The sequence below is a fragment of the Burkholderia territorii genome, from assembly GCF_902833055.1.
Classification (GTDB): domain Bacteria; phylum Pseudomonadota; class Gammaproteobacteria; order Burkholderiales; family Burkholderiaceae; genus Burkholderia; species Burkholderia territorii.
This window is the reverse complement of the sequence record NZ_CADFEJ010000003.1, coordinates 510,180-529,266: the sequence shown is the minus strand read 5'-3', so window position 1 is coordinate 529,266 and position 19,087 is coordinate 510,180. Positions and strand designations below refer to the sequence as shown.

Sequence of the window (19,087 nt, the reverse complement as noted above, 5' to 3'; positions counted from 1 at the left end):
GCGCGTCACCGATGTCGACTGCCACATCTGGCAGTGATGTGGCAGAATTGGCAGTCATTCTGGCAGTCCGGCTGCCCATCCGCTCCCGAGCCTCCTCATGAATCCGCATGCCACCATTCCGATCGTTCCTGCGCCGCCGCGCGACGTGATGCCCGACGTGCGCGCGCTCGTCGCGTATCTGGAGCACGACCCGCAGCCGATGATCGTCGTCGATCCCGACTACCGCATCCTCGCGGCGAACGATGCGTACCGGCGCCAGTTCGGCGTGGCGGGCGTCGAGCATGTCGGCCGGCGCTGCTTCCAGGTCTCGCATCACTACGACGTGCCGTGCGATCAGGCGGGCGAGCATTGCCCGATGAAGCAGGCGCTCGAGTCGCGCAGCCTGAACCGCGTGCTGCACATTCACCATACGCCGCGCGGCCCCGAGCACGTCGACGTGGAGTTGCGGCCCATCTTCGATGCGCGCGGCGACGTGATCGCATACGTCGAGCGGCTGACGACCGTGCGCAGCGCGTCCGCGCAGCCGAGCGCGGAAGGGCTCGTCGGCGGCGCCGATGCGTTCAATGCGGCACTCGGCGCGCTGCAGCGCGTCGCGCCGTCAATGCTGCCCGTGCTGCTGCTCGGCGAATCGGGTACCGGCAAGGAACTGTTCGCGCGGGCGCTGCACGAGGCGAGCGAGCGTGCGCTGGGGCCGTTCGTGGTCGTCGACTGCTCGGGCATTGCCGAGACGCTGTTCGAGAGCGAACTGTTCGGCTACGAGAAGGGCGCGTTTACCGGCGCGAACCAGCGCAAGCCGGGCCTCGTCGAAACCGCGCAGGGCGGCACGCTGTTTCTCGACGAGATCGGCGACGTGCCGCTGCCGATGCAGGTGAAGCTGCTGCGGCTGATCGAGTCGGGGACGTTCCGGCGCGTCGGCGGCGTCGAGGCGCTGCGCGCGGATTTCCGGCTCGTCGCGGCGACGCACAAGCCGCTGCGCGAGATGATCGACGACGGCCGGTTCCGGCAGGATCTGTACTACCGGATCAACGCGTTTCCGATTCCGCTGCCGCCGCTGCGCGAGCGGCGCGGAGACGTCGCGCTGCTGGCCGAATCGATCCTGCGGCGCATCGCGAACGCGCGTGCCGGCGCGGCGGACGCGAGCGGTCGACCATTCGCGGCCCGGCCATTCGCGGCCCGGCCATTCGTGCTGACCGAGCAGGCGCGTGCGTGCCTCGACGCGTATGCATGGCCGGGCAATATCCGCGAGCTGCGCAACGTGCTCGAACGTGCGTGCCTGTTCGCGGACGACGGAACGATCCGCGTCGAACATCTGCCGGCCGAGCTGGTCGCGGCGTCGGCTGCGCCGCCGCCGCGCGCGATGGATGCGCGCGGCCTATCGGACGCGGAGCTCGTGCGGATCGCGAGCACGTTCGCCGGCACGCGCAAGGCGTTGGCCGAGCATGTCGGAATGAGCGAGCGCACGCTGTACCGGCGGATGAAGGCGCTCGGGCTTGGAGTGCGCGACCGGTGAGCGCCGGCCGCGCCGGCCCGCGCGGGCAGCGCGTGAAACCGCCATGCGCTGCCCGCGTCGGCTACGCCATCAACGCGCCGGCGCCGACTGCGCCATCGCGTCGCGGATGAAACCGATCAGCGTGTCGTCGACCCACGAATCCTTGGTCAACGCCGGCTCGGTCATCATCGCATGCCGGAATTTCGCGTGCGTGGCCGGATCGTTGCCCGCATAGCTGCGAAACAGGTCGAGCCAGCGTTGCGCGAGCGCGCGGCCTTCCGGTGAATCGGGCGTCGCGCCCGCGTCGATCGCGTCGCGCACGTCGGCCATCAGTTGCGGCCATTCCATCGCGCGTTCGCCGTAGTGTGCCCGCATGAAGCGGATCTCGTCCGGCGCCAGATACTTCTCGAAGATCCGCATCTTCGTTTCGGCGGACGCGCGCAGCACATAGTCGCGCAGCGCGGTCGAGATGCCGAGCTTCGATTGCATCGCGGGCTCGCGCTCGTGCATCAGGTTCAGCTTCGCGAGCATCCGCGGATCGTTGTTGGTGTCGCGCACCAGCAGCGCCATCCAGCGGCCGGCAAGCGCACGCGCGCGCTCGTCCTCGGGCGGCACGCCCGCGTCGTGCAGCGCACGCACGTCAGCGACGAGCGCGATCCATTCTGCGTCGCCCGTCTGGCTCTTGCGGTACATCGGCAGGCGCGCGAGTTCTTCCTCGGAAAAATATTTGTCGTACACGGTCATCAACTCCAGTGTGGTGAGCCAATCGGCCAGCTCCGGCTCGGTGCCCGCGGCGAGTTGCGCGTGCAGATGCACGAGCCGCTCGCGCAGCTGCGCGGCCTGCGCGAGCTGGTGGTCGAGCGACGCGATCTGCTTCGCGACGAGCTCGACGAGCGGGGTGCCGGGCTGGTTCAGGTAGTCGCCGATTTCGGCGAGCGACAGTCCGAAGCGACGCAGGGCCTGGATCTGGTGGAGCCGGGCGACGTCGTCGCGGTCGTACAGCCGGTAGCCGTTGTCGGCACGCGCCGAAGGCGTCAGGAGGCCGATCGCGTGATAGTGATGAAGCGTGCGGACGGTCAGGCCGCTGCGTTTCGCCAGTTCTCCCACTTTCAGCCGCATGATGTCCTCCGTTCGGTGCGCACACTGGAGTCTCGAACGTTACGCTACGTGAGGGTCAAGCGGAAGATTGCGGATCGGCGCGCGGGGCGATTCCGCGCGCCGTGCGCCCGGTGTCCGGGCGAGTCATTGCGATGACGGCGTCGCGTCGGACGTGGCCGCGCGTGCCTGCGTGGCGGCGCGTTGATCCGCGCTGCCGGTGTGGGCCGCCGTGTCGGCATTCGCGGGCGTCGCAGCGTTGCCGGCCGGCGCCGGCGGCGGCGTGCCCATCGCCTGATAAAGCCGTGCGGTATCCGCCAGCCGCGCGCCGGTCGCGCGAATCTCGTCGAGCCGCGCGTTGCGGTACTGCAGCTCGCTCGCGCGCGCGGCCGATGGCGGCAACGCGCCGAGCCGCACGCGCGCGGCGGCGTCGTCGTACGCGCCGCGCGCGGACAGCGCGGCACGCGACGACGCATCGAGCGCCTCGGCGTCGTGCTCGAGCGCGGCGAGCGAATCGGCGACGTTCTGGAACGCGCCCAGCACGGTCTGCTTGTACTGGTCGACCGCGGCTTCGTAGCTCGCCTTCGCCGCACGGCGCTGCGCGAGCAGCGCGCCGCCGTGGAACAGCGGCTGGCTCAGCGACGCGCCGACATTCCAGATCGCACCGGCGCCCGACAGCATCGTCGGCCAGCTGAAGCCGCCTTTGCCCATGGCCGCCGACAGCGACAGCTGCGGGAACAGCTGCGCGGTCGCGACGCCGACTTCGGCAGCGGCCGCCTTCAGCCCTGCGTCGGCGGCCTGGATGTCGGGGCGGCTTTGCAGCAGGTCCGACGGCACGACCACGGGCACCTGCGCGGGCAGGTGCAGGTCGGCGAGCGCGAGGTCGGCGGGCGGTTGGTCGGGCGTGCGGCCGACCAGCACGGCCAGCGCGTGGCGCGCGGAATCGCGCTGCTGGCGCAGCGCGGGCAGGCTCGCGGCGAAGGTGTCCGCGCTTTGCCGTGCGCTCAGCGCGTCGCTGCGCGATGCCGAGCCGAGCGCAAAGCGGCGTTGCGCGTCGTGCGCCTGGTCGTTCGCGAGCGCGACGAGCCGCTCGGTCGTCGCAATCTGCGCGTTGAGCACCGCCACCGTGATCGATGCGGTGACGATGTTCGCGGCGAGCGCGCGGCGTGCCGATTCGAGCTGGAACGCGCTGACGTCGACGCGTTTCGCGAGCGCGCGGTTCGCGAAGCGCGACGCACCGAACAGGTCGATCGTATAGCTCGCCTGCAGTTGACCGACGAACGTGTCGTACAGCAGCGTCGGCGCGCCGAGCGCGGGAATCGGCACGCCGAGCGCGCGCTGGCGCGCGGCCTGAGCGCCCGCGTCGATCGACGGCAGCATCGAGCTGCCGATCTGGGCGCGCAACTGCTCGCGCGCGGCATCCAGCGAGTGCGAAGCCGCGCCGAGCGTCGGGCTGTTGCGCAGCCCTTCGTCGACAAGTGCCGTCAGCGCATCGGAGCGGTACTGCGTCCACCAGTCGGGCACGGGCTGTGCGCCGACATCGAACTGCTGCGCGACACCTTGCGCCGCGACGGTATGCTGCGCTTGCGGCGCGGCGCCGTAATGCGCGGGCGACGGCATCGCGGGCGGCTCGCCGCTCGGCGCGAACCATGCGCAGCCGGCGAGCGGGGCGGCGAGGCTTGCGGCCGCGAGCGCGCGCGCGGTCTTCGTTTTCAGGTTCATCGACAAATCCATGATCAGGCTCCCGACGGCGCGGCAGGCGTGCCGTCGTGCGGCGGGCCGTCGCGCGGATCGCGTTCGTCGCGCTTCACGCGGAACCACGCGGCGTACAGCGCGGGCAGGTAGAACAGCGTCAGCACGGTCGCGCTCGTGATCCCGCCCATCAGCGCGGTCGCCATCGGCCCGAAGAAGTTCGAGCGCAACAGCGGGATCAGCGCGAGCACGGCGGCCGCGGCCGTCAGCGTGATCGGCCGGAAGCGGCGCACGGTCGCGCCGACGATCGCGTCGAAACGGCCGTGGCCGGCCGCGATGTCCTGCTCGATCTGGTCGACGAGAATCACCGAGTTGCGCATGATGATCCCGAACATCGCGATCACGCCGAGCATCGCGACGAAGCCGAACGGCTGCCCGAACAGCAGCAGCGTGCCGACCACGCCGATCAGCCCGAGCGGCGCGGTCAGCACGACCATCAGCACGCGCGAGAAGCTTTGCAGCTGGATCATCAGCAACGTGAACACGGCGATCGCCATCAGCGGCATCTGCGCGTTGATCGACGTCTGCGCCTTCGCGCTTTCCTCGACCGACCCGCCGATGTTGATCTGGTAGCCGACCGGCAATTGCGTGCGCAGCGCATTCAGCTTGCCGTCGATCGCATGCGTGACGTCGATGCCCTGCGCGCCGGCGCGTACGTCGGACTGCACGGTGATGGTCGGCTGGCGATCGCGCTCCCACACCACGCCGTATTCGAGCGTCGGCGTGAAGCGGCCGAGCGAGCCGAGCGGCACGGCGCCGTTCGGCGTCGGCATCGCCAGGCCCGCGAGCTTCGCGGGATCGACGCGATCGGCGCGCGGCGCACGCAGGTCGACCGCGATCAGTTTGTCGCGTTCGCGATACTGCGTGACGGTCGTGCCCGACAGCGTCATCGCGAGGAAGCTCGACACGTCCTGCGACGTGACGTTCAGCTCGCGCGCCTTCTTCTGATCGAGCTCGAAGCGCACCGAGCGCTCGGCCGGCTCGTCCCAGTCGAACTGCACGTTCACCGTGCGTGCATCGCCGCGCATCGTCGCCGCGACCTTCTCGGCGATCGCGCGGACCGTCGCGATGTCGTCGCCGCTCACGCGGAACTGCACCGGGTAGCCGACGGGCGGCCCGTTCTCGAGCCGCGACAGGCGCCAGCGCACGGCCGGGAAGCGGTCGCGCAGCGTGGTCTCGAGCCAGGTCGCGAGCTTCTCGCGATCCTCGACGGATTTCGCGGTGACGACGAACTGCGCGAAATTGGGCAATTGCAGCTGCTGGTCGAGCGGCAGGTAGAAGCGCGGCGCGCCGCTGCCGACGAAATTCACCGAATGGTCGATCTCGGGCCGCTTGTCGAGCACTTTTTCGAGGCGTTCGGTCTCGCGCAGCGTCGCCGCGAACGACGCACCTTCGGGCAGTCGCAGGTCGACCAGCAACTCGGGGCGGTCGGAGCTCGGGAAGAACTGCTGCGGCACGAGCGAGAAGCCCATCAGCGCGACGACGAAAAGCGCGCCGGTGATCAGCAGCACGACGAAGCGGCGCTCGATGCACCAGTCGATCCAGCCGCGCAGGCGCGCGTAGAAGCGCGTGTCGTAGATGTCGTGCTCGTGATCGTCCGGCAGGTGAGCTTCGTGCGCGTGCTTCTTGCGTTCGGGCAGCAGGTGATAGCCGAGCAGCGGAATCAGCACGACGGCCGCGAACCACGACGCGATCAGCGCGATCGCCGACACCTCGAAGATCGAGCGCGTGTACTCGCCGGTGCTCGACTTCGCGAGCGCGATCGGCAGGAAGCCCGACACCGTGACGAGCGTGCCCGTCAGCATCGGGAACGCGGTGCTCGTGTACGCGAACGCGGCGGCACGCGCGCGGCTGTAGCCCTGTTCGAGTTTCACGGCCATCATTTCGACCGCGATGATCGCGTCGTCGACGAGCAGCCCGAGCGCGAGCACCAGCGTGCCGAGCGATACCTTGTGCAGCCCGATGTCGAACAGGTACATGAACAGGGCCGTGACGGCCAGCACGACCGGAATCGAGATCACGACGACCATCCCGGTGCGCAGGCCGAGCGACACGAGACTCACGACCAGCACGATCGCGACCGCTTCGGCCACCGCTTCGAGGAAGTCGTCGACCGAATGCGACACCGCGTGCGGCATGCTCGACACCAGCGTCAGCTTCAGGCCGGCCGGCAACTGCGCCTGCAGGTTCTTCGATTCGGCGTCGAGCGCCTTGCCGAGCCGGATCACGTCGCCGCCCGGTTGCATCGTCACGCCGATGCCGAGCACCGCGTGGCCGTTCGCGCGCATCTGCGTGACGGGCGGATCGTCGTAGCCGCGCGTCACGGTCGCGAGATCGCCGAGCCGGAACGTGCGGCCGTTGATGCGGATCAGCGTGTCGGCGATCGCGGCGACGTTGTCGAACTGGCCGCTCGGCCGCACGAACACGCGGTCGTCGGCGGTCGTGAGCACGCCGGCCGACGCGATGTCGTTCTGCGCGTTGATCGCCTGCGCGAGCTGCTGCGGCGAGATGCCCAGGCGCGTGAGCTTCGTGTTGTCGGCCTCGATGAAGATCCGCTGGTCCGGGTCGCCGAAGTAGTCGACTTTCCCGACGCCCGGCACGCGCAGCAGCACGGTACGCAGCTGGTCCGCGTAGTCGTGCAGTTGCGCGGGCGAGAAGCCGTCGCCTTCGAGCGTCCAGATGTTGGTGTAGACGTCGCCGAACTCGTCGTTGAAGAACGGGCCCTGCACGCCGGGCGGCAGCGTGTAGCCGATGTCGCCGACCTTCTTGCGGATCTGGTACCACGTCTCGGGCACGTCCTTCACGGGCGCCGAATCCTTCATCGTGAAGAAGATCAGCGATTCGCCGGGCCGCGAATAGCTGCGCAGGAAGTCGATGGCCGGCGTTTCCTGCAGCTTGCGGCCGATCCGGTCGGTCACCTGCTCCTGCACTTGCCGCGCACTCGCGCCAGGCCAGAACGTGCGGATCACCATCACGCGGAACGTGAACGGCGGGTCTTCGGATTGCGCGAGCCGCGTGTACGCGAGGATGCCCGCGAGCGTCGCGAGCGCGATCAGGTAGACGACCAGCGCCTGGTGGCGCAGCGCCCATGCCGACAGGTTGAACCGGCCTTCTTCGCGGGGGCCGCTCATGACGCGAAGTCCTCAGGGTGCAGCGGTGCGATCGGCCGCACGTTCTCGCCGGCGCTCACCGTGTGCACGCCTTGCAGCACGACGCGCTCGCCGGGCTGCAACCCGCGCGACACGGTGACGGTGCGTTCGTTGAAGCGCGCGACGTCGACGCGACGCAGCTCGAGCGTGTCGTCCTTCGCGCGCACGACCCACACGGCCGGATGCGGGCCGTCGTGGAACAGCGCGGTCGCGGGCAGCGTGACGCTCGGCGCGTTGCCGTCGACCGGCGCACCGTCGAACGCGACGTTCGCGGTCATCCCGAGGCGCACGGCCGGATCGGGCGCGGCGAGCGTGAGCTTCACGCGCCAGGTGCGGCTTTGCGGATCGGCGGCCGGCGCGATTTCGCGGACCTTCGCATCGAACTGGCGGCCCGGCAGCGACGGCAGCGTGACGCGTGCCGCGTGACCGGGCGCGAGCGATGCGAGCGCGGCCTCGGGCACGTCGCTGACGACATCGACGTCGCCCGACCACGCAAGCTGGTAGACGGCCTGACCGGCCGAGACGTTCTGGCCGGTGTCGGCCTGTTCGGCGGTGATGGTGCCCGCGTGATCGGCGACGAGCGTCGCATAGTGGAGCTGGTTCTTCGCGAGCGCGAGCTGCTGCTGCGCCTGGTCGCGCTGCGCGAGCGCGGACGTGTAGCTGTTCTCGGTCTGTTCGAGTTGCGCGGTCGCGATCAGGTTCTCGCGCGCCTGCGCGCGATCGCGGTCGAGTTGCTGCTTCGCGAACGCGAGGCTGTGCGACGCCGCATCGAGTTGCGCCTGCGCGCTCGCGACGTTCTTCTCGACGTCGGACGGATCGAGCAGCGCGACGATCTGGCCGGCCTTGACCGTGTCGCCGAGCCGCACCTTGCGCTCGACGATCTTGCCCGCGATGCGGAACGACAGCGGTGTCGCGTAGCGCGGCTGGACCTCGCCGGGCAGCGTGGCGACGGCCGGCGCGCCGTCGGCGTGCGCGGGCAGCGCGACGACCGGGCGCGGTGCGGGCGACGCGGCTTCCTTCGGGTGACAGGCGGAGAGGACGAGCGCGGTGCCGACCAGCAGCACGGCGCGGGAACCGGAGCGATTCACGAAACCCCCAAGATGAGGTGAGAGCGGAACGAAGCCGGCAAGCGCGGCGGGCGCTTGCCCCGAGTGGCGCCGGCCCGGCGCACACGAATACAGCCGAACGGGACCGTCGTTCGGAAACTGTGGCGGATTCTAATACACACCTGTATCCGAATGCAAAGATGAATTCGAAAGGGAGTTGGTGCTAGACTGCGCGCCATGAAACCACAGCGCTTAACTCGCGAGCAGAGCAGGGACCAGACGCGCGAACGTCTGCTGACTGCCGCGCACCGCATTTTTATGAAGAAAGGCTATGTCGCCGCGAGCGTCGAGGACATCGCGGCGGCGGCCGGCTACACGCGCGGCGCGTTCTACTCGAATTTCCGCAGCAAGTCGGAACTGCTGCTCGAGCTGCTCGAGCGCGACCATGATTCGGTGCGTGCCGATTTCGAGGCGATCTTCGAGGAAGGCGGGCCGCGCGAACAGATGGAGTCGATGGCGCTCGCGTACTACCGGACGCTCTTTCGCGACGACGAATATTCGCTGCTGTGGGGCGAGGCGAAGCTGCAGGCGGCGCGCGACGCGAAGTTTCGCGTGCGTTTCAACCAGTTCCTGCACGGCAAGCGCTTGCAGATGGCCGAATTCATCCAGCGCTTCGCCGAGCGCGCGGGCACGCCGCTGCTGCTGCCGGCCGACACGCTCGCGTTCGGGCTGATGTGCCTGTGCGACGGCGTGCAGTCGTACTACACGGCCGATCCGCAGCACGTGTCGGCCGACGTCGCCGAAGCGGTGCTCGCGGGGTTCTTCGCACGGGTCGTGCTCGGGCGCGCGCCGGACTGAACGAGCCGGTGGCGCTCGGCGCCGGGTGGCGCCGCGCGCGACGCTGCGGCGACGCCGTATCGCGTGCCGCACGCCGCATCGGTCAGCGCTCGCCGGTCATCCGCCGGTATGCGTCGAGCAGCGACGTTTTGTACACGACGCCCGCGAGCGTCGGCTCGGCCTCGCTTTCGATCACCGGCAGCCGTTCGCCCTGGAATGCCATGAAGCGTTCGAGTGCGGTCGCGAGCGGCATGTCGGGCGTGAGCAGCGGAAACGGCGTGTGCGCGTAGTGCGCCGCCGTCTTGTCGGTCGTGTCGCGCTTCTCGAGCAGGTCCGACGTGATGTCCTTCAACGCGACCGCGCCGCGAAAGCGCCCGGCGTCGTCGGTCACGTACAGATACTTCACCGGATACTCGAGAAACACACGCGTCATGTCGGTGACGCTCGCGGTGAGTGGCACGACCGTCTGCGCGGGCTGGATCAGCTCGCGCATCTGGGTGGTGCGCAGCCGCAGCCGTTCCTGCGCATCCTGGTGGTGGCGCAGCGTGATCTCGTACATCGACGTCGTGCCGGTCGCGCGCGCGACGAAATACGCGAACACGCACGACACCAGCAGCGGCAGCACGACCTGATAACTGAGCGTCATCTCGAAGATCATCAGGATCGCCATCAGCGGCGCCTGCGTGGCGCCGGCCATGAACGCACCCATGCCGACCATCGCATAGGCGAAATACGCGGACGTGTGGCCGGGCCAGAGCGCATTCATCGCGAGCCCGAACAGCGAGCCGAATACGGCGCCGACGAACAGCGTCGGCGTGAACACGCCGCCGACCGCGCCCGAGCCGGCCGTCGCGGCGGTCGCGATTACCTTGAACACCAGCACCGCGACGAGCGCCTGCCAGGTCCACGGCGAATGCAGGATGTGGTTCACCACGCTGTAGCCGTTGCCCCATACGTCGGGAATCCACACCGAGATCACGCCCACTACGAGCCCGCCGAGCGCGAGCCGCACCGGCAGCGGCACGGGCAGGCGCTTGAACTGGTTCTTTGACGCATCGAGCAGGTGCAGGAACTGCGGCGCGAGCACGCCGCACAGCGCGCCGAGCACGACGAACAGCAGCACCTCGGGGCCCGTCACGGCGGGGAATACCGGCATCTCGTACGGCGGCCGGTAGCCGGCGAACTCGCGCATCACGATGTTCGCGACGACGGAGGCGACGACCATCGGCCCGAAGCTCTCCATCGCGATCGTGCCGAGCACGATCTCGGAGACGAAAAACGCGCCGGCGATCGGCGCGTTGTACGCGGACGTAATGCCGGCCGCCGCACCGCACGCGACGAGCAGGCGCAGGCGCGGCGGGTCGAAGTGCACGAAGCGGCCGACCAGCGACGCGGCGAGCGCGGCAAGCTGCACCATCGGCCCTTCGCGGCCGATCGAGCCGCCGCTGCCGATCGTCAGCAGCGACGATACGCTGCGCCACAGGCTCTGCCGTACCGGCACGACGCCGTCGCCGAGCGCGACGGCTTCCATGTAATCGGTGTTGCCGGATTTCCGGACGCCGCGCGTCGCGAGCAGCAGCACGCAGCCGGCCAGGAAGCCGCCGGCGGCCGGCATCCAGAAGCGCACGTACCACGGCAGGCTTCTCGCCATCTGCACGAAGCTGCCGCTGTGCCCGGAGATCAGGCGCTGCATCAGGTCGATGCCTTCGCGAAAGCCCATGGTGGCGAAGGCGCCGCCGACGCCGACGATGGCCGACCAGATCAGCATCGTGTGGGCGTCCGACAGGCGGAACAGCGTCTGGGCGCGGGTGCGCAGCTTCAGCAGGAACGAGAGCACGGCTGAAAGTGGGTGATGAAGAGGACGAAGGAAAACGACGCGAAGCATAGCACTGCGCCGCGCCCGCGGGACCTTCCCGTCGGGCGCGGCGCGTGTCGCGGCGTGGATGCGCGGCTCAGCCAAGCCAGTGCTGCACGGCCCAGGTGATCGCGTAGCCGCCGGCGATCAGCCAGACGTACAGGATTAGGCCGGTGGTCAGCGCGCGCGGGCCGGCTTCGCGAATCTGCGATACGCGGGTCTCGATGCCGAGCGCGGTCATCGCCATCGTCAGCGCGAAGGTGTCGAGCACGTTCAGCGTGTGGGTGACGTCGGCGGGCAGCACGTTCAGCGAATTGACGATCACGAAGCCGAGGAAGCCGAGCGCGAACCACGGCACCGCCACCTTGCGCTTGCCTTGCGTGCCGCCGGCGCTCGCGTCGGTCGAGCGGGCGGCGCGGGCGAGCCACCAGCCGAGCGCGAGCAGCACCGGCACCAGCAGCATCACGCGGGTCATCTTCACGATCGTCGCAACGTGCGTGACCTGCGGGCTGATGTCGCTCGCCGCGCCGACCACCTGCGCGACCTCGTGGATCGTGCCGCCGAAGAACAGGCCGAGGCCGTTCGCGTCGAGATTGAGCAGGCCGGCGTGATACGCGAGCGGGTAGAGGAACATCGACAGCGTGCCGAACAGCACCACGCTGCCCACGGCCATCGCGCTCTGGTGCGGCTTGGACTGCAGCGTCGACTCGAACGCGAGCACGGCGGCTGCGCCGCAGATCGCGCTGCCGGCGGCGGTCAGCAGCGCCGCGTCGCGATCGAGCTTCATCACCTTCATGCCGACCCAGGTGCCAATCGCAAGCGTGCTCACGACGACCAGCACCGACGCCGTCAGGCCCGGCAGCCCGACCTGCGCGATTTCCTGCAGGCTCACGCGCAGGCCGAAGAACGCGACCGCGATGCGCAGCAGCTTGCGCGCGGAAAAGTTGACGCCGGCCGCCCAGCTCGCGGGCATTCCATCGCGCAGCGCATTGCCGTACAGCGCGCCCGCGACGATGCCGACGATTAGCGGCGACAGGCCGAGCCCAGCGATTGCCGGAAGTTGCGACAGGCTGGTGACGGCGGCGGCGAACAGCGCGACGAACAACACGCCGTTCAACTGGCCGCGCATCGACGGCGCGGCGTGGTGGAGCTGGGGAGTCGGAGCAGTGGACATGGGGCACCGTGATGAAACGGGTTGCGATGGCCTAATCCTAATTTGGTTATATCGATATGAGAAATTGTGATTTGTGACGTAAACTATCCGGAAAGCCGATAATTCATCTCCATGACCCCGGATCAACTGATAACGTTCGCGGCTGTCGCCGAACACCTGAACATCAGCCGCGCTGCCGTGGCGCTGCATCTGTCGCAGCCGGCCGTGTCGGGCCAGCTGCGCCTGCTGCAGGACGAGTTCGGCGAGCCGCTGTACCAGCGCGAGGGCCGCGGCATCCGCCTGACGCCCGTCGGCGAACAGCTCGCGCAGTACGCGTACGCGCAGCGCGATACGTTCGCGCAGGCGCGCGCGTTTCGCGACGCGGTGCGCGGGCTCGATGCCGGCACGCTGCGCATCGGCGCGAGCACGACGCCCGCCAGCTACCTGCTGCCCTACCTGATCGCGGCGTTCCAGCCGCGCGTGCCGCGCGTGGCGATCCACACGATGAGCGGCAACACGGCCGACGTGGTGGCCGCGCTCGCGTCGCTCGACATCGCGATGATCGAAGGGCCGCCCGGCGAGGCGCTGCCGCCCGGCACCGCGGTGCACGCGTGGCACGAGGACGAGATCGTCGCGGTCGTGCCGGCCGGCCATCCGCTCGCCGCGCCCGAATACGAAACCGGCGTCACGCTCGACGCGCTGGCCGCCCATCCGCTCGTGCTGCGCGAGGAGGGCTCCGGCGTGCGCCAGCTCGTCGAACGCGCGTTCGCGCATGGCGGCGCGCCGATGCGCGTCGCGTTCGAGATCGCGGGCGTCGAAGCGGTGAAGGAGGCCGTGCGCGCCGGGATGGGCGTCGGGTTCGTGTCCGCGATGTCGCTGCGTCACGAGGACGCGGCGCTCGTGCCGCGCTCGCTGGCCCCCGCGCCGCTTACGCGTCATTTCTCGATCCTCGTGCCGCATGGCGCCGCGCCGTCGCGGGTGGCGGCCCGGTTTCTCGACATGTGCGTCGCGCACCGCGACGAATAGGCGCCTGCGGGGCCGGGAACGCGGGAGGCATGTGCGTGGGGCACGTATAGGGGCCGCGTATTCATGCAGCGGCCCGTCCTAGGGATTTCCTCTATGGCGCGTACCGAACGCGAAGCGCACCATCCGTCTCAAGCAAATGGAACCGGTTCCATTCCGGTAAAAAAGGGCAGAAATGGCAGACATCGTGATCGTGGCGAGCGCATTCGGGATCGACCGCGTGCGCCAGGAGGGCCACCGGGCATTCATCGCGACCGCGGCCGCAGCCGGCGCGGCCGGGTTCGAGGTGCGGCGCGAGCTGTTCGTGTCGGACGATGACGCGACGCCCGCCGCGCTCGCCGAACTCGGCAAGGCATTGGCCGCGCACGGGCTGTGGTCGGTCTATTCGACGCCGGCCACGCTGTACACGGAAACCGGCGCGCTCGATGCCGACGCGTTGCGCGACACGCTCGTCGAAGCCGACGCGCTCGGCGCGCGCTTCGTCAAGTTCCAGCTCGGCGGCTTCGCCGGCGACGCGCATGCATCGGAGATCGTCGCGCTGTCGCGCGGCGCGCGTGCCCGCGTGGTGGTCGAGAACGGCCAACTGCCGGTCGGCGGCGCGCTGGCTCAATTCAGCGGGCTGTTCGCCGCGCTGACGCAAGCGGGCGTGCCCGATGCGCTCGGCATGACGTTCGACATCGGCAACTGGCAGTGGCCGGGCGAAGCGCCGCTCGCGTGCGCGCACGCGCTCGCGCCGCACGTGGAATACATTCATTGCAAGGCAGTCGCGGGCGATGGCGCGCGCCGTTTCGCGGTGGCGCCGGCGTCGGGCGACCCGCTCGTCACCGGCGTGCTCGCGGCCCTGCCGCAAGCGGCGCCGCGCGGTATCGAATTTCCGTTCGATGCCGCCGACCTGGCGGGCGACGCCGGCCGGCGCGTGGCGTGGCTCGCCGCCGCGTGAAGCAGGACGGATACGGAGGAATTCACTCATGAAGGCAGCACTCGATGTCGTGACCTACGGCGAAGCGATGGCGATGTTCGTCGCCGCCGAGCCCGGTCACCTCGCGCACGCGTCGCAATTCACGAAACGGATCGCGGGCGCGGACCTGAACGTCGCGATCGGCCTGTCGCGGCTCGGCTTCCGGGTCGGCTGGATGAGCCGGGTGGGCCGCGATTCGTTCGGCGGTTACGTGCTCGACACGCTCGCGCGCGAAGGCATCGACGCGTCGTGCGTGACCGTCGATCCGCGCTATCCGACCGGCTTCCAGCTGAAGTCGCGCAACGACGACGGCAGCGACCCGACCGTCGAATATTTCCGCAAGGGTTCGGCCGCGAGCCACCTGTCGTGCGACGACTACGTGGCCGACTACGTGCTCGGCGCGCGCCACCTGCATCTGACTGGCGTCGCGCCGGCGATTTCCGCGACGTCGTGCGAACTCGCGTTTCAGCTGGCGCGCGAGATGCGCGCGGCGGGCAAGACGATCTCCTTCGATCCGAACCTGCGCCCGACGCTGTGGCCGTCCGCCGACGTGATGGCGAAGACGCTGAACGCGCTCGCGGCGTTTGCCGACTGGGTGCTGCCGGGCCTCGCCGAAGGGCAGCAGCTCACCGGGCACGATACGCCGGCCGATATCGCGGGCTTCTACCTCGCACAGGGTGCGCGCGGCGTCGTGATCAAGCTGGGTGCCGACGGCGCGTACTTCCGCACGGCCGACGGCCGCGGAGGCACGGTCGCGGGCGAGCGCGTCGCCAACGTGGTCGACACGGTCGGCGCCGGCGACGGCTTCGCGGTCGGCGTGGTCAGCGCGCTGCTGGAAGGGCGTTCCATCGAGCAGGCGGTCGCGCGCGGCAACCGCATCGGCGCGCTCGCGATCCAGGTGATCGGCGATTCGGAAGGCTTGCCGACCCGCGACGCACTCGATCGGCTCGAAAACGTCAGCAATGGCGTCGATCGCGTAGAGGAAACCGTCACCGCGCAATGAGAGGCCGGACACGGCACAATCCGCGGACCATTTCGTCGTGCACGCGCACGGCAACGCAAGGAACCGGGACACGCGCCGACGCGTTCGTTCCGACACAGGAGACATTCTCATGGCCAACACGCTCGCAGCCCGACGCTGGTGGACGATCATGCCGATCGTTTTCATCACCTACAGCCTCGCTTACCTCGACCGCGCGAACTACGGGTTCGCGGCCGCGGCCGGCATCAACCAGGACCTCGGGATCAGCAAGGGCCTGTCGTCGCTGATCGGCGCGCTGTTCTTCCTCGGCTACTTCTTCTTCCAGATTCCGGGCGCGATCTATGCGGAGCGCCGCAGCGTCAAGAAGCTCGTGTTCGCGAGCCTCGTGCTCTGGGGCGCCTGCGCGGCGCTCACGGGCGTGGTCACCAACATTCCGTCGCTGATGGCGATCCGCTTCGTGCTCGGCGTGGTCGAAGCGGCCGTGATGCCCGCGATGCTGATCTACATCAGCAACTGGTTCACGAAGAACGAACGCTCGCGGGCGAACACGTTCCTGATTCTCGGCAACCCGGTCACCGTGCTGTGGATGTCGATCGTGTCGGGCTATCTGGTGCACGAATTCGGCTGGCGCCACATGTTCATCGCCGAAGGCGTGCCGGCCATCGTCTGGGCCGTGTGCTGGTGGTTCCTCGTGCAGGACAAGCCGGCCGATTCGCCGTGGCTCACCGCCGAGGAAAAGCGCGACCTCGACGCGGCGCTCGCGGCCGAACAGGCGGCGATCAAGCCCGTGCGCAACTACGGCGAGGCGTTCCGCTCGCCGGCCGTGATCAAGCTGTGCGCGCAGTACTTCTGCTGGAGCATCGGCGTGTACGGCTTCGTGCTGTGGCTGCCGTCGATCGTCAAGAACGGCTCCGAGCTCGGGATGGTCGCGACCGGCTGGCTGTCGGCGCTGCCGTATCTCGCGGCGACGATCGCGATGCTCGCCGCGTCGTGGGCGTCCGACAAGGTCGGTTCGCGCCGTGGCTTCGTGTGGCCGTTCCTGCTGATCGGCGCGGCCGCGTTCGCGGCGTCCTATGCGCTCGGCTCGTCGCATTTCTGGATCTCGTATGCGCTGCTGGTCGTCGCGGGCGCCGCGATGTACGCGCCGTACGGCCCGTTCTTCGCGATCGTCCCCGAACTGCTGCCGAAGAATGTCGCCGGCGGCGCGATGGCGCTGATCAACAGCATGGGCGCGCTCGGCTCGTTCGTCGGCTCGTATTTCGTCGGCTACCTGAACGGCGCGACCGGCTCGCCCGTCGCATCGTACGCGTTCATGAGCGCCGCGCTGGTGGCCGCGGTGATCCTCACGCTGTCCGTCAAACCCCAGGCGCGCGATGCGCACCCGCTCGCGACGCCGCTGCAAGGAAAATGAAAACAATGAAGCCTCGTATCGTCGCGTACAAGCCGCTGCCCGATGACGTGCTCGCGTATCTGCGCGAGCAGGCGGACGTCGTGCAGGCCGACGGCGCCGACGCGCTTGCCGATGCCCTCGGCGACGCGGACGGCGCGATCGGTGCGAGCCTGAAGGTCACGCCGCAGATGCTCGATCGCGCGCCGCGCCTGAAGGCCTGGTCGACGATCTCGGTCGGCTACGACAACTTCGACGTCGCGGATCTCACGCGGCGCGGCATCGTGCTCGCGCATACGCCGGACGTGTTGACGGAATCGACCGCCGATACCGTGTTCTCGCTGATCCTCGCGTCCGCGCGGCGCGTGGTCGAACTGGCGGAGTGGGTGAAGGCCGGCAACTGGCACCGCAGCATCGGCCCGGACCTGTACGGCACCGACGTGCAGGGCAAGACGCTCGGCATCGTCGGGCTCGGGCGGATCGGCGGCGCGGTCGCGCGCCGCGCGGCGCTCGGCTTCCGGATGCAGGTGCTGTACACGAATCGTTCCGCGCATGCCGAAGCCGAGGCTCGGTACGGCGCCCGTCGCGTGTCGCTCGACGAACTCCTCGCGCAGTCGGATTTCGTGTGCCTGCAGGTGCCGCTGTCGCCGCAAACGCATCACCTGATCGGCGCGGCCGAATTCGCGAAGATGAAGCGCGGCGCGATCCTGATCAACGCATCGCGCGGCCCGGTGGTGGATGAGGCCGCGCTGATCGAGGCGCTTCAGGCGGGCACGATTCGCGGCGCGGGGCTCGACGTGTTCGAGAAGGAGCCGCTGGCGGCGGATTCGCCTTTGCTGCGGATGAGCAACGTCGTCGCGCTGCCGCACATCGGTTCGGCGACGCACGAGACGCGCCATGCGATGGCGCGCTGCGCCGCGGAAAACCTGATCGGCGCGCTGGCCGGCACGCTGCGCACGAACCTCGTGAATCCCGACGCGCTCGTGCGCGGCTGAGCGGCGGCGATCGGCCGGCTGGGGCGCCGGCCGGGTTAGAGGCGATGATCTTGGTGCGCGAGGGCAGGCTGCGTTATGATCGCCCGCTCGTCGCATCGACGAACCGGCCGCGCGGCCGGCGGCGTCCGGCGGCGGGCATCCGTGCCAGGTCCGGCGCGGCCGATCGCCGTGCGGCTCGGGCGAGCGGGGCGGGCGCGAATGCGCCGGCTTCGATCGACCGCGAAGCAGGGAAGCGGCGGCGTCCGCCGGGTGGCTTCCGTATCCAACAACAAAGGTCCGTCCGCACACGAAGCGGCGCGGATCGTACGTCGCGAGGCACGACTTGAGCGATTCGCAACCTTCCACGCAGCGTCCGGCGACGATCAGCGACGTCGCCCGCGAAGCCGGCACGGGCAAGACCAGCGTTTCGCGCTATCTGAACGGCGAGACGCACGTGCTGTCCGCCGATCTGCGCCAGCGGATCGAGACGGCGATCGCGCGTCTGAACTATCGGCCGAACCAGATGGCGCGCGGGCTGAAGCGCGGCCGCAACCGGCTGCTCGGCATGCTCGCGGCCGACCTGACCAATCCGTACACCGTCGAAGTGCTGCAAGGCGTCGAGGCCGCGTGCCACGCGCTCGGCTACATGCCGCTCATCTGTCACGCGGCCAACGAGGTCGAGATGGAGCGGCGCTTCCTGCAGCTGCTCACGACGTACCGGGTCGAGGGGCTGATCGTCAACGCGCTCGGCGCGGAGGAAGACGTGTTGCGCCCGCTGCGCGGCGCCGGCATTCCGGCGGTGCTCGTCGACCGGACGGTCGAGGGCTTCGAGGCCGACCTGATCGGCCTCGACAATACCGACGCGATCGAGACGGCGATCGCCCATCTGGTCGCGAGCGGCTTCGACGCGGTCCATTTCGTCGTGCAGCCGTTCGAACGTGTGAGCTCGCGGCGCCTGCGCGAGGCCGCGTTCCGCGCGGCGCTCGGCGCGCGCGGGCTGCCGGTGCCGCCGACGGTCGTGCTCGACCTGAACGAGCCCGCCGCGGTCGGGGCGGCGCTGGCCGACCTCGACGCGCGCATCGACGACGCCACGCGGCGCGGCGTGCGTGCCGCACTGTTCGCCGCGAACGCGCCGGTCGCGCTCGCGATCGCGCGCCATCTGCGCGCGCGGTTCGGCGCGGCGTGGCAGGAAAAGGCCGCGCTGCTGTCGATCGACGATCCGGAGTGGGCCGAGCTGATCGGCATCACGACGATTCGCCAGCCGACCTACGAGATCGGCTACAAGGCCGTCGAATTCGTGCACGAGCGCATCGACGGCGCGGTGGGCGACGTGCGCGTCGCGTTGCTGCCGGGCGAGCTGATCGCGCGCGCGTCGACCGCAAGCTGA

The 19,087-nt window shown here is 69.4% G+C and carries 14 protein-coding genes; 8 read left to right on the top strand and 6 right to left on the bottom strand.

The features are described 5' to 3' along the window. Positions 1 to 97 precede the first annotated feature (97 nt). Positions 98 to 1,510 (top strand): sigma-54 interaction domain-containing protein, encoded by a 1,413-nt coding sequence (locus tag HW466_RS09660; protein ID WP_151006305.1) that lies wholly within the window; start codon positions 98 to 100, stop codon positions 1,508 to 1,510. Between the two features lie 69 nt (positions 1,511 to 1,579). Here the strand turns inward: HW466_RS09660 and HW466_RS09655 are convergent, their stop codons facing one another. The 4 genes from HW466_RS09655 to HW466_RS09640 all read right to left on the bottom strand — a co-directional run bounded on the left by HW466_RS09655 (position 1,580) and on the right by HW466_RS09640 (position 8,573). Beyond that, on the bottom strand, positions 1,580 to 2,608 hold the full coding sequence (locus tag HW466_RS09655) for a MerR family transcriptional regulator (RefSeq protein WP_059502134.1): 1,029 nt from the start codon (positions 2,606 to 2,608) through the stop codon (positions 1,580 to 1,582). 123 nt (positions 2,609 to 2,731) lie between these two features. Further along, complete coding sequence (locus HW466_RS09650) at positions 2,732 to 4,318, bottom strand: efflux transporter outer membrane subunit (protein WP_174905804.1); 1,587 nt, start codon at positions 4,316 to 4,318, stop codon at positions 2,732 to 2,734. A gap of 2 nt (positions 4,319 to 4,320) precedes the next feature. Continuing rightward, complete coding sequence (locus HW466_RS09645) at positions 4,321 to 7,467, bottom strand: efflux RND transporter permease subunit (protein ID WP_151006353.1); 3,147 nt, start codon at positions 7,465 to 7,467, stop codon at positions 4,321 to 4,323. Further along, positions 7,464 to 8,573 (bottom strand): efflux RND transporter periplasmic adaptor subunit, encoded by a 1,110-nt coding sequence (locus tag HW466_RS09640; protein ID WP_174905805.1) that lies wholly within the window; start codon positions 8,571 to 8,573, stop codon positions 7,464 to 7,466. The genes HW466_RS09645 and HW466_RS09640 overlap by 4 nt, the downstream gene beginning before the upstream one ends. A 195-nt stretch (positions 8,574 to 8,768) precedes the next feature. Between HW466_RS09640 and HW466_RS09635 the strand changes: the two genes are divergently transcribed. Next, the gene (locus tag HW466_RS09635) at positions 8,769 to 9,389 is read left to right on the top strand and encodes a TetR/AcrR family transcriptional regulator (RefSeq protein WP_059451402.1); all 621 of its coding nucleotides are present in this window, start codon (positions 8,769 to 8,771) and stop codon (positions 9,387 to 9,389) included. 82 nt (positions 9,390 to 9,471) lie between these two features. On the opposite strand, the gene HW466_RS09630 is transcribed toward HW466_RS09635, so the two are convergent. Together HW466_RS09630 and HW466_RS09625 are read right to left on the bottom strand one after the other, a co-directional pair. Then, complete coding sequence (locus HW466_RS09630; RefSeq protein ID WP_196483220.1) at positions 9,472 to 11,205, bottom strand: ClcB-like voltage-gated chloride channel protein; 1,734 nt, start codon at positions 11,203 to 11,205, stop codon at positions 9,472 to 9,474. A gap of 115 nt (positions 11,206 to 11,320) precedes the next feature. Then, complete coding sequence (locus HW466_RS09625; RefSeq protein ID WP_151006465.1) at positions 11,321 to 12,397, bottom strand: YeiH family protein; 1,077 nt, start codon at positions 12,395 to 12,397, stop codon at positions 11,321 to 11,323. 111 nt (positions 12,398 to 12,508) lie between these two features. Here HW466_RS09625 and HW466_RS09620 point away from each other — a divergent pair, with 111 nt between their 5' ends. The 6 genes from HW466_RS09620 (at position 12,509) to HW466_RS09595 (ending at position 19,087) form a co-directional block, all read left to right on the top strand. Further along, the gene (locus HW466_RS09620) at positions 12,509 to 13,402 is read left to right on the top strand and encodes a LysR family transcriptional regulator (RefSeq protein ID WP_147956317.1); all 894 of its coding nucleotides are present in this window, start codon (positions 12,509 to 12,511) and stop codon (positions 13,400 to 13,402) included. 172 nt (positions 13,403 to 13,574) lie between these two features. After that, positions 13,575 to 14,339 carry a sugar phosphate isomerase/epimerase family protein gene (locus tag HW466_RS09615; RefSeq protein WP_174905806.1) on the top strand — a complete coding sequence of 255 codons (765 nt, stop codon included), beginning with the start codon at positions 13,575 to 13,577 and terminating at the stop codon, positions 14,337 to 14,339. Positions 14,340 to 14,367: 28 nt separating this feature from the next. Next, positions 14,368 to 15,360: a sugar kinase gene (locus HW466_RS09610; protein ID WP_151006456.1), complete on the top strand. Its 993-nt coding sequence runs from the start codon at positions 14,368 to 14,370 to the stop codon at positions 15,358 to 15,360. A 109-nt stretch (positions 15,361 to 15,469) separates the two neighbouring features. Then, entirely contained in the window at positions 15,470 to 16,750 is a 1,281-nt protein-coding gene (locus tag HW466_RS09605; RefSeq protein ID WP_151006457.1) for an MFS transporter, read from the top strand. Between the two features lie 5 nt (positions 16,751 to 16,755). Then, positions 16,756 to 17,721: an NAD(P)-dependent oxidoreductase gene (locus HW466_RS09600; RefSeq protein WP_151006458.1), complete on the top strand. Its 966-nt coding sequence runs from the start codon at positions 16,756 to 16,758 to the stop codon at positions 17,719 to 17,721. Positions 17,722 to 18,043: 322 nt separating this feature from the next. Next, positions 18,044 to 19,087: a LacI family DNA-binding transcriptional regulator gene (locus tag HW466_RS09595; RefSeq protein ID WP_059502116.1), complete on the top strand. Its 1,044-nt coding sequence runs from the start codon at positions 18,044 to 18,046 to the stop codon at positions 19,085 to 19,087.

Coding starts and splice junctions, on each gene's coding strand:
- HW466_RS09660 (WP_151006305.1), top strand. CDS start 98: ATGAATCCGCATGCCACCATTCCGATCGTTCCTGCGCCGCCGCGCGAC.
- HW466_RS09655 (WP_059502134.1), bottom strand. CDS start 2,608: ATGCGGCTGAAAGTGGGAGAACTGGCGAAACGCAGCGGCCTGACCGTC.
- HW466_RS09650 (WP_174905804.1), bottom strand. CDS start 4,318: ATGGATTTGTCGATGAACCTGAAAACGAAGACCGCGCGCGCGCTCGCG.
- HW466_RS09645 (WP_151006353.1), bottom strand. CDS start 7,467: ATGAGCGGCCCCCGCGAAGAAGGCCGGTTCAACCTGTCGGCATGGGCG.
- HW466_RS09635 (WP_059451402.1), top strand. CDS start 8,769: ATGAAACCACAGCGCTTAACTCGCGAGCAGAGCAGGGACCAGACGCGC.
- HW466_RS09625 (WP_151006465.1), bottom strand. CDS start 12,397: ATGTCCACTGCTCCGACTCCCCAGCTCCACCACGCCGCGCCGTCGATG.
- HW466_RS09620 (WP_147956317.1), top strand. CDS start 12,509: ATGACCCCGGATCAACTGATAACGTTCGCGGCTGTCGCCGAACACCTG.
- HW466_RS09615 (WP_174905806.1), top strand. CDS start 13,575: ATGGCAGACATCGTGATCGTGGCGAGCGCATTCGGGATCGACCGCGTG.
- HW466_RS09610 (WP_151006456.1), top strand. CDS start 14,368: ATGAAGGCAGCACTCGATGTCGTGACCTACGGCGAAGCGATGGCGATG.
- HW466_RS09605 (WP_151006457.1), top strand. CDS start 15,470: ATGGCCAACACGCTCGCAGCCCGACGCTGGTGGACGATCATGCCGATC.
- HW466_RS09600 (WP_151006458.1), top strand. CDS start 16,756: ATGAAGCCTCGTATCGTCGCGTACAAGCCGCTGCCCGATGACGTGCTC.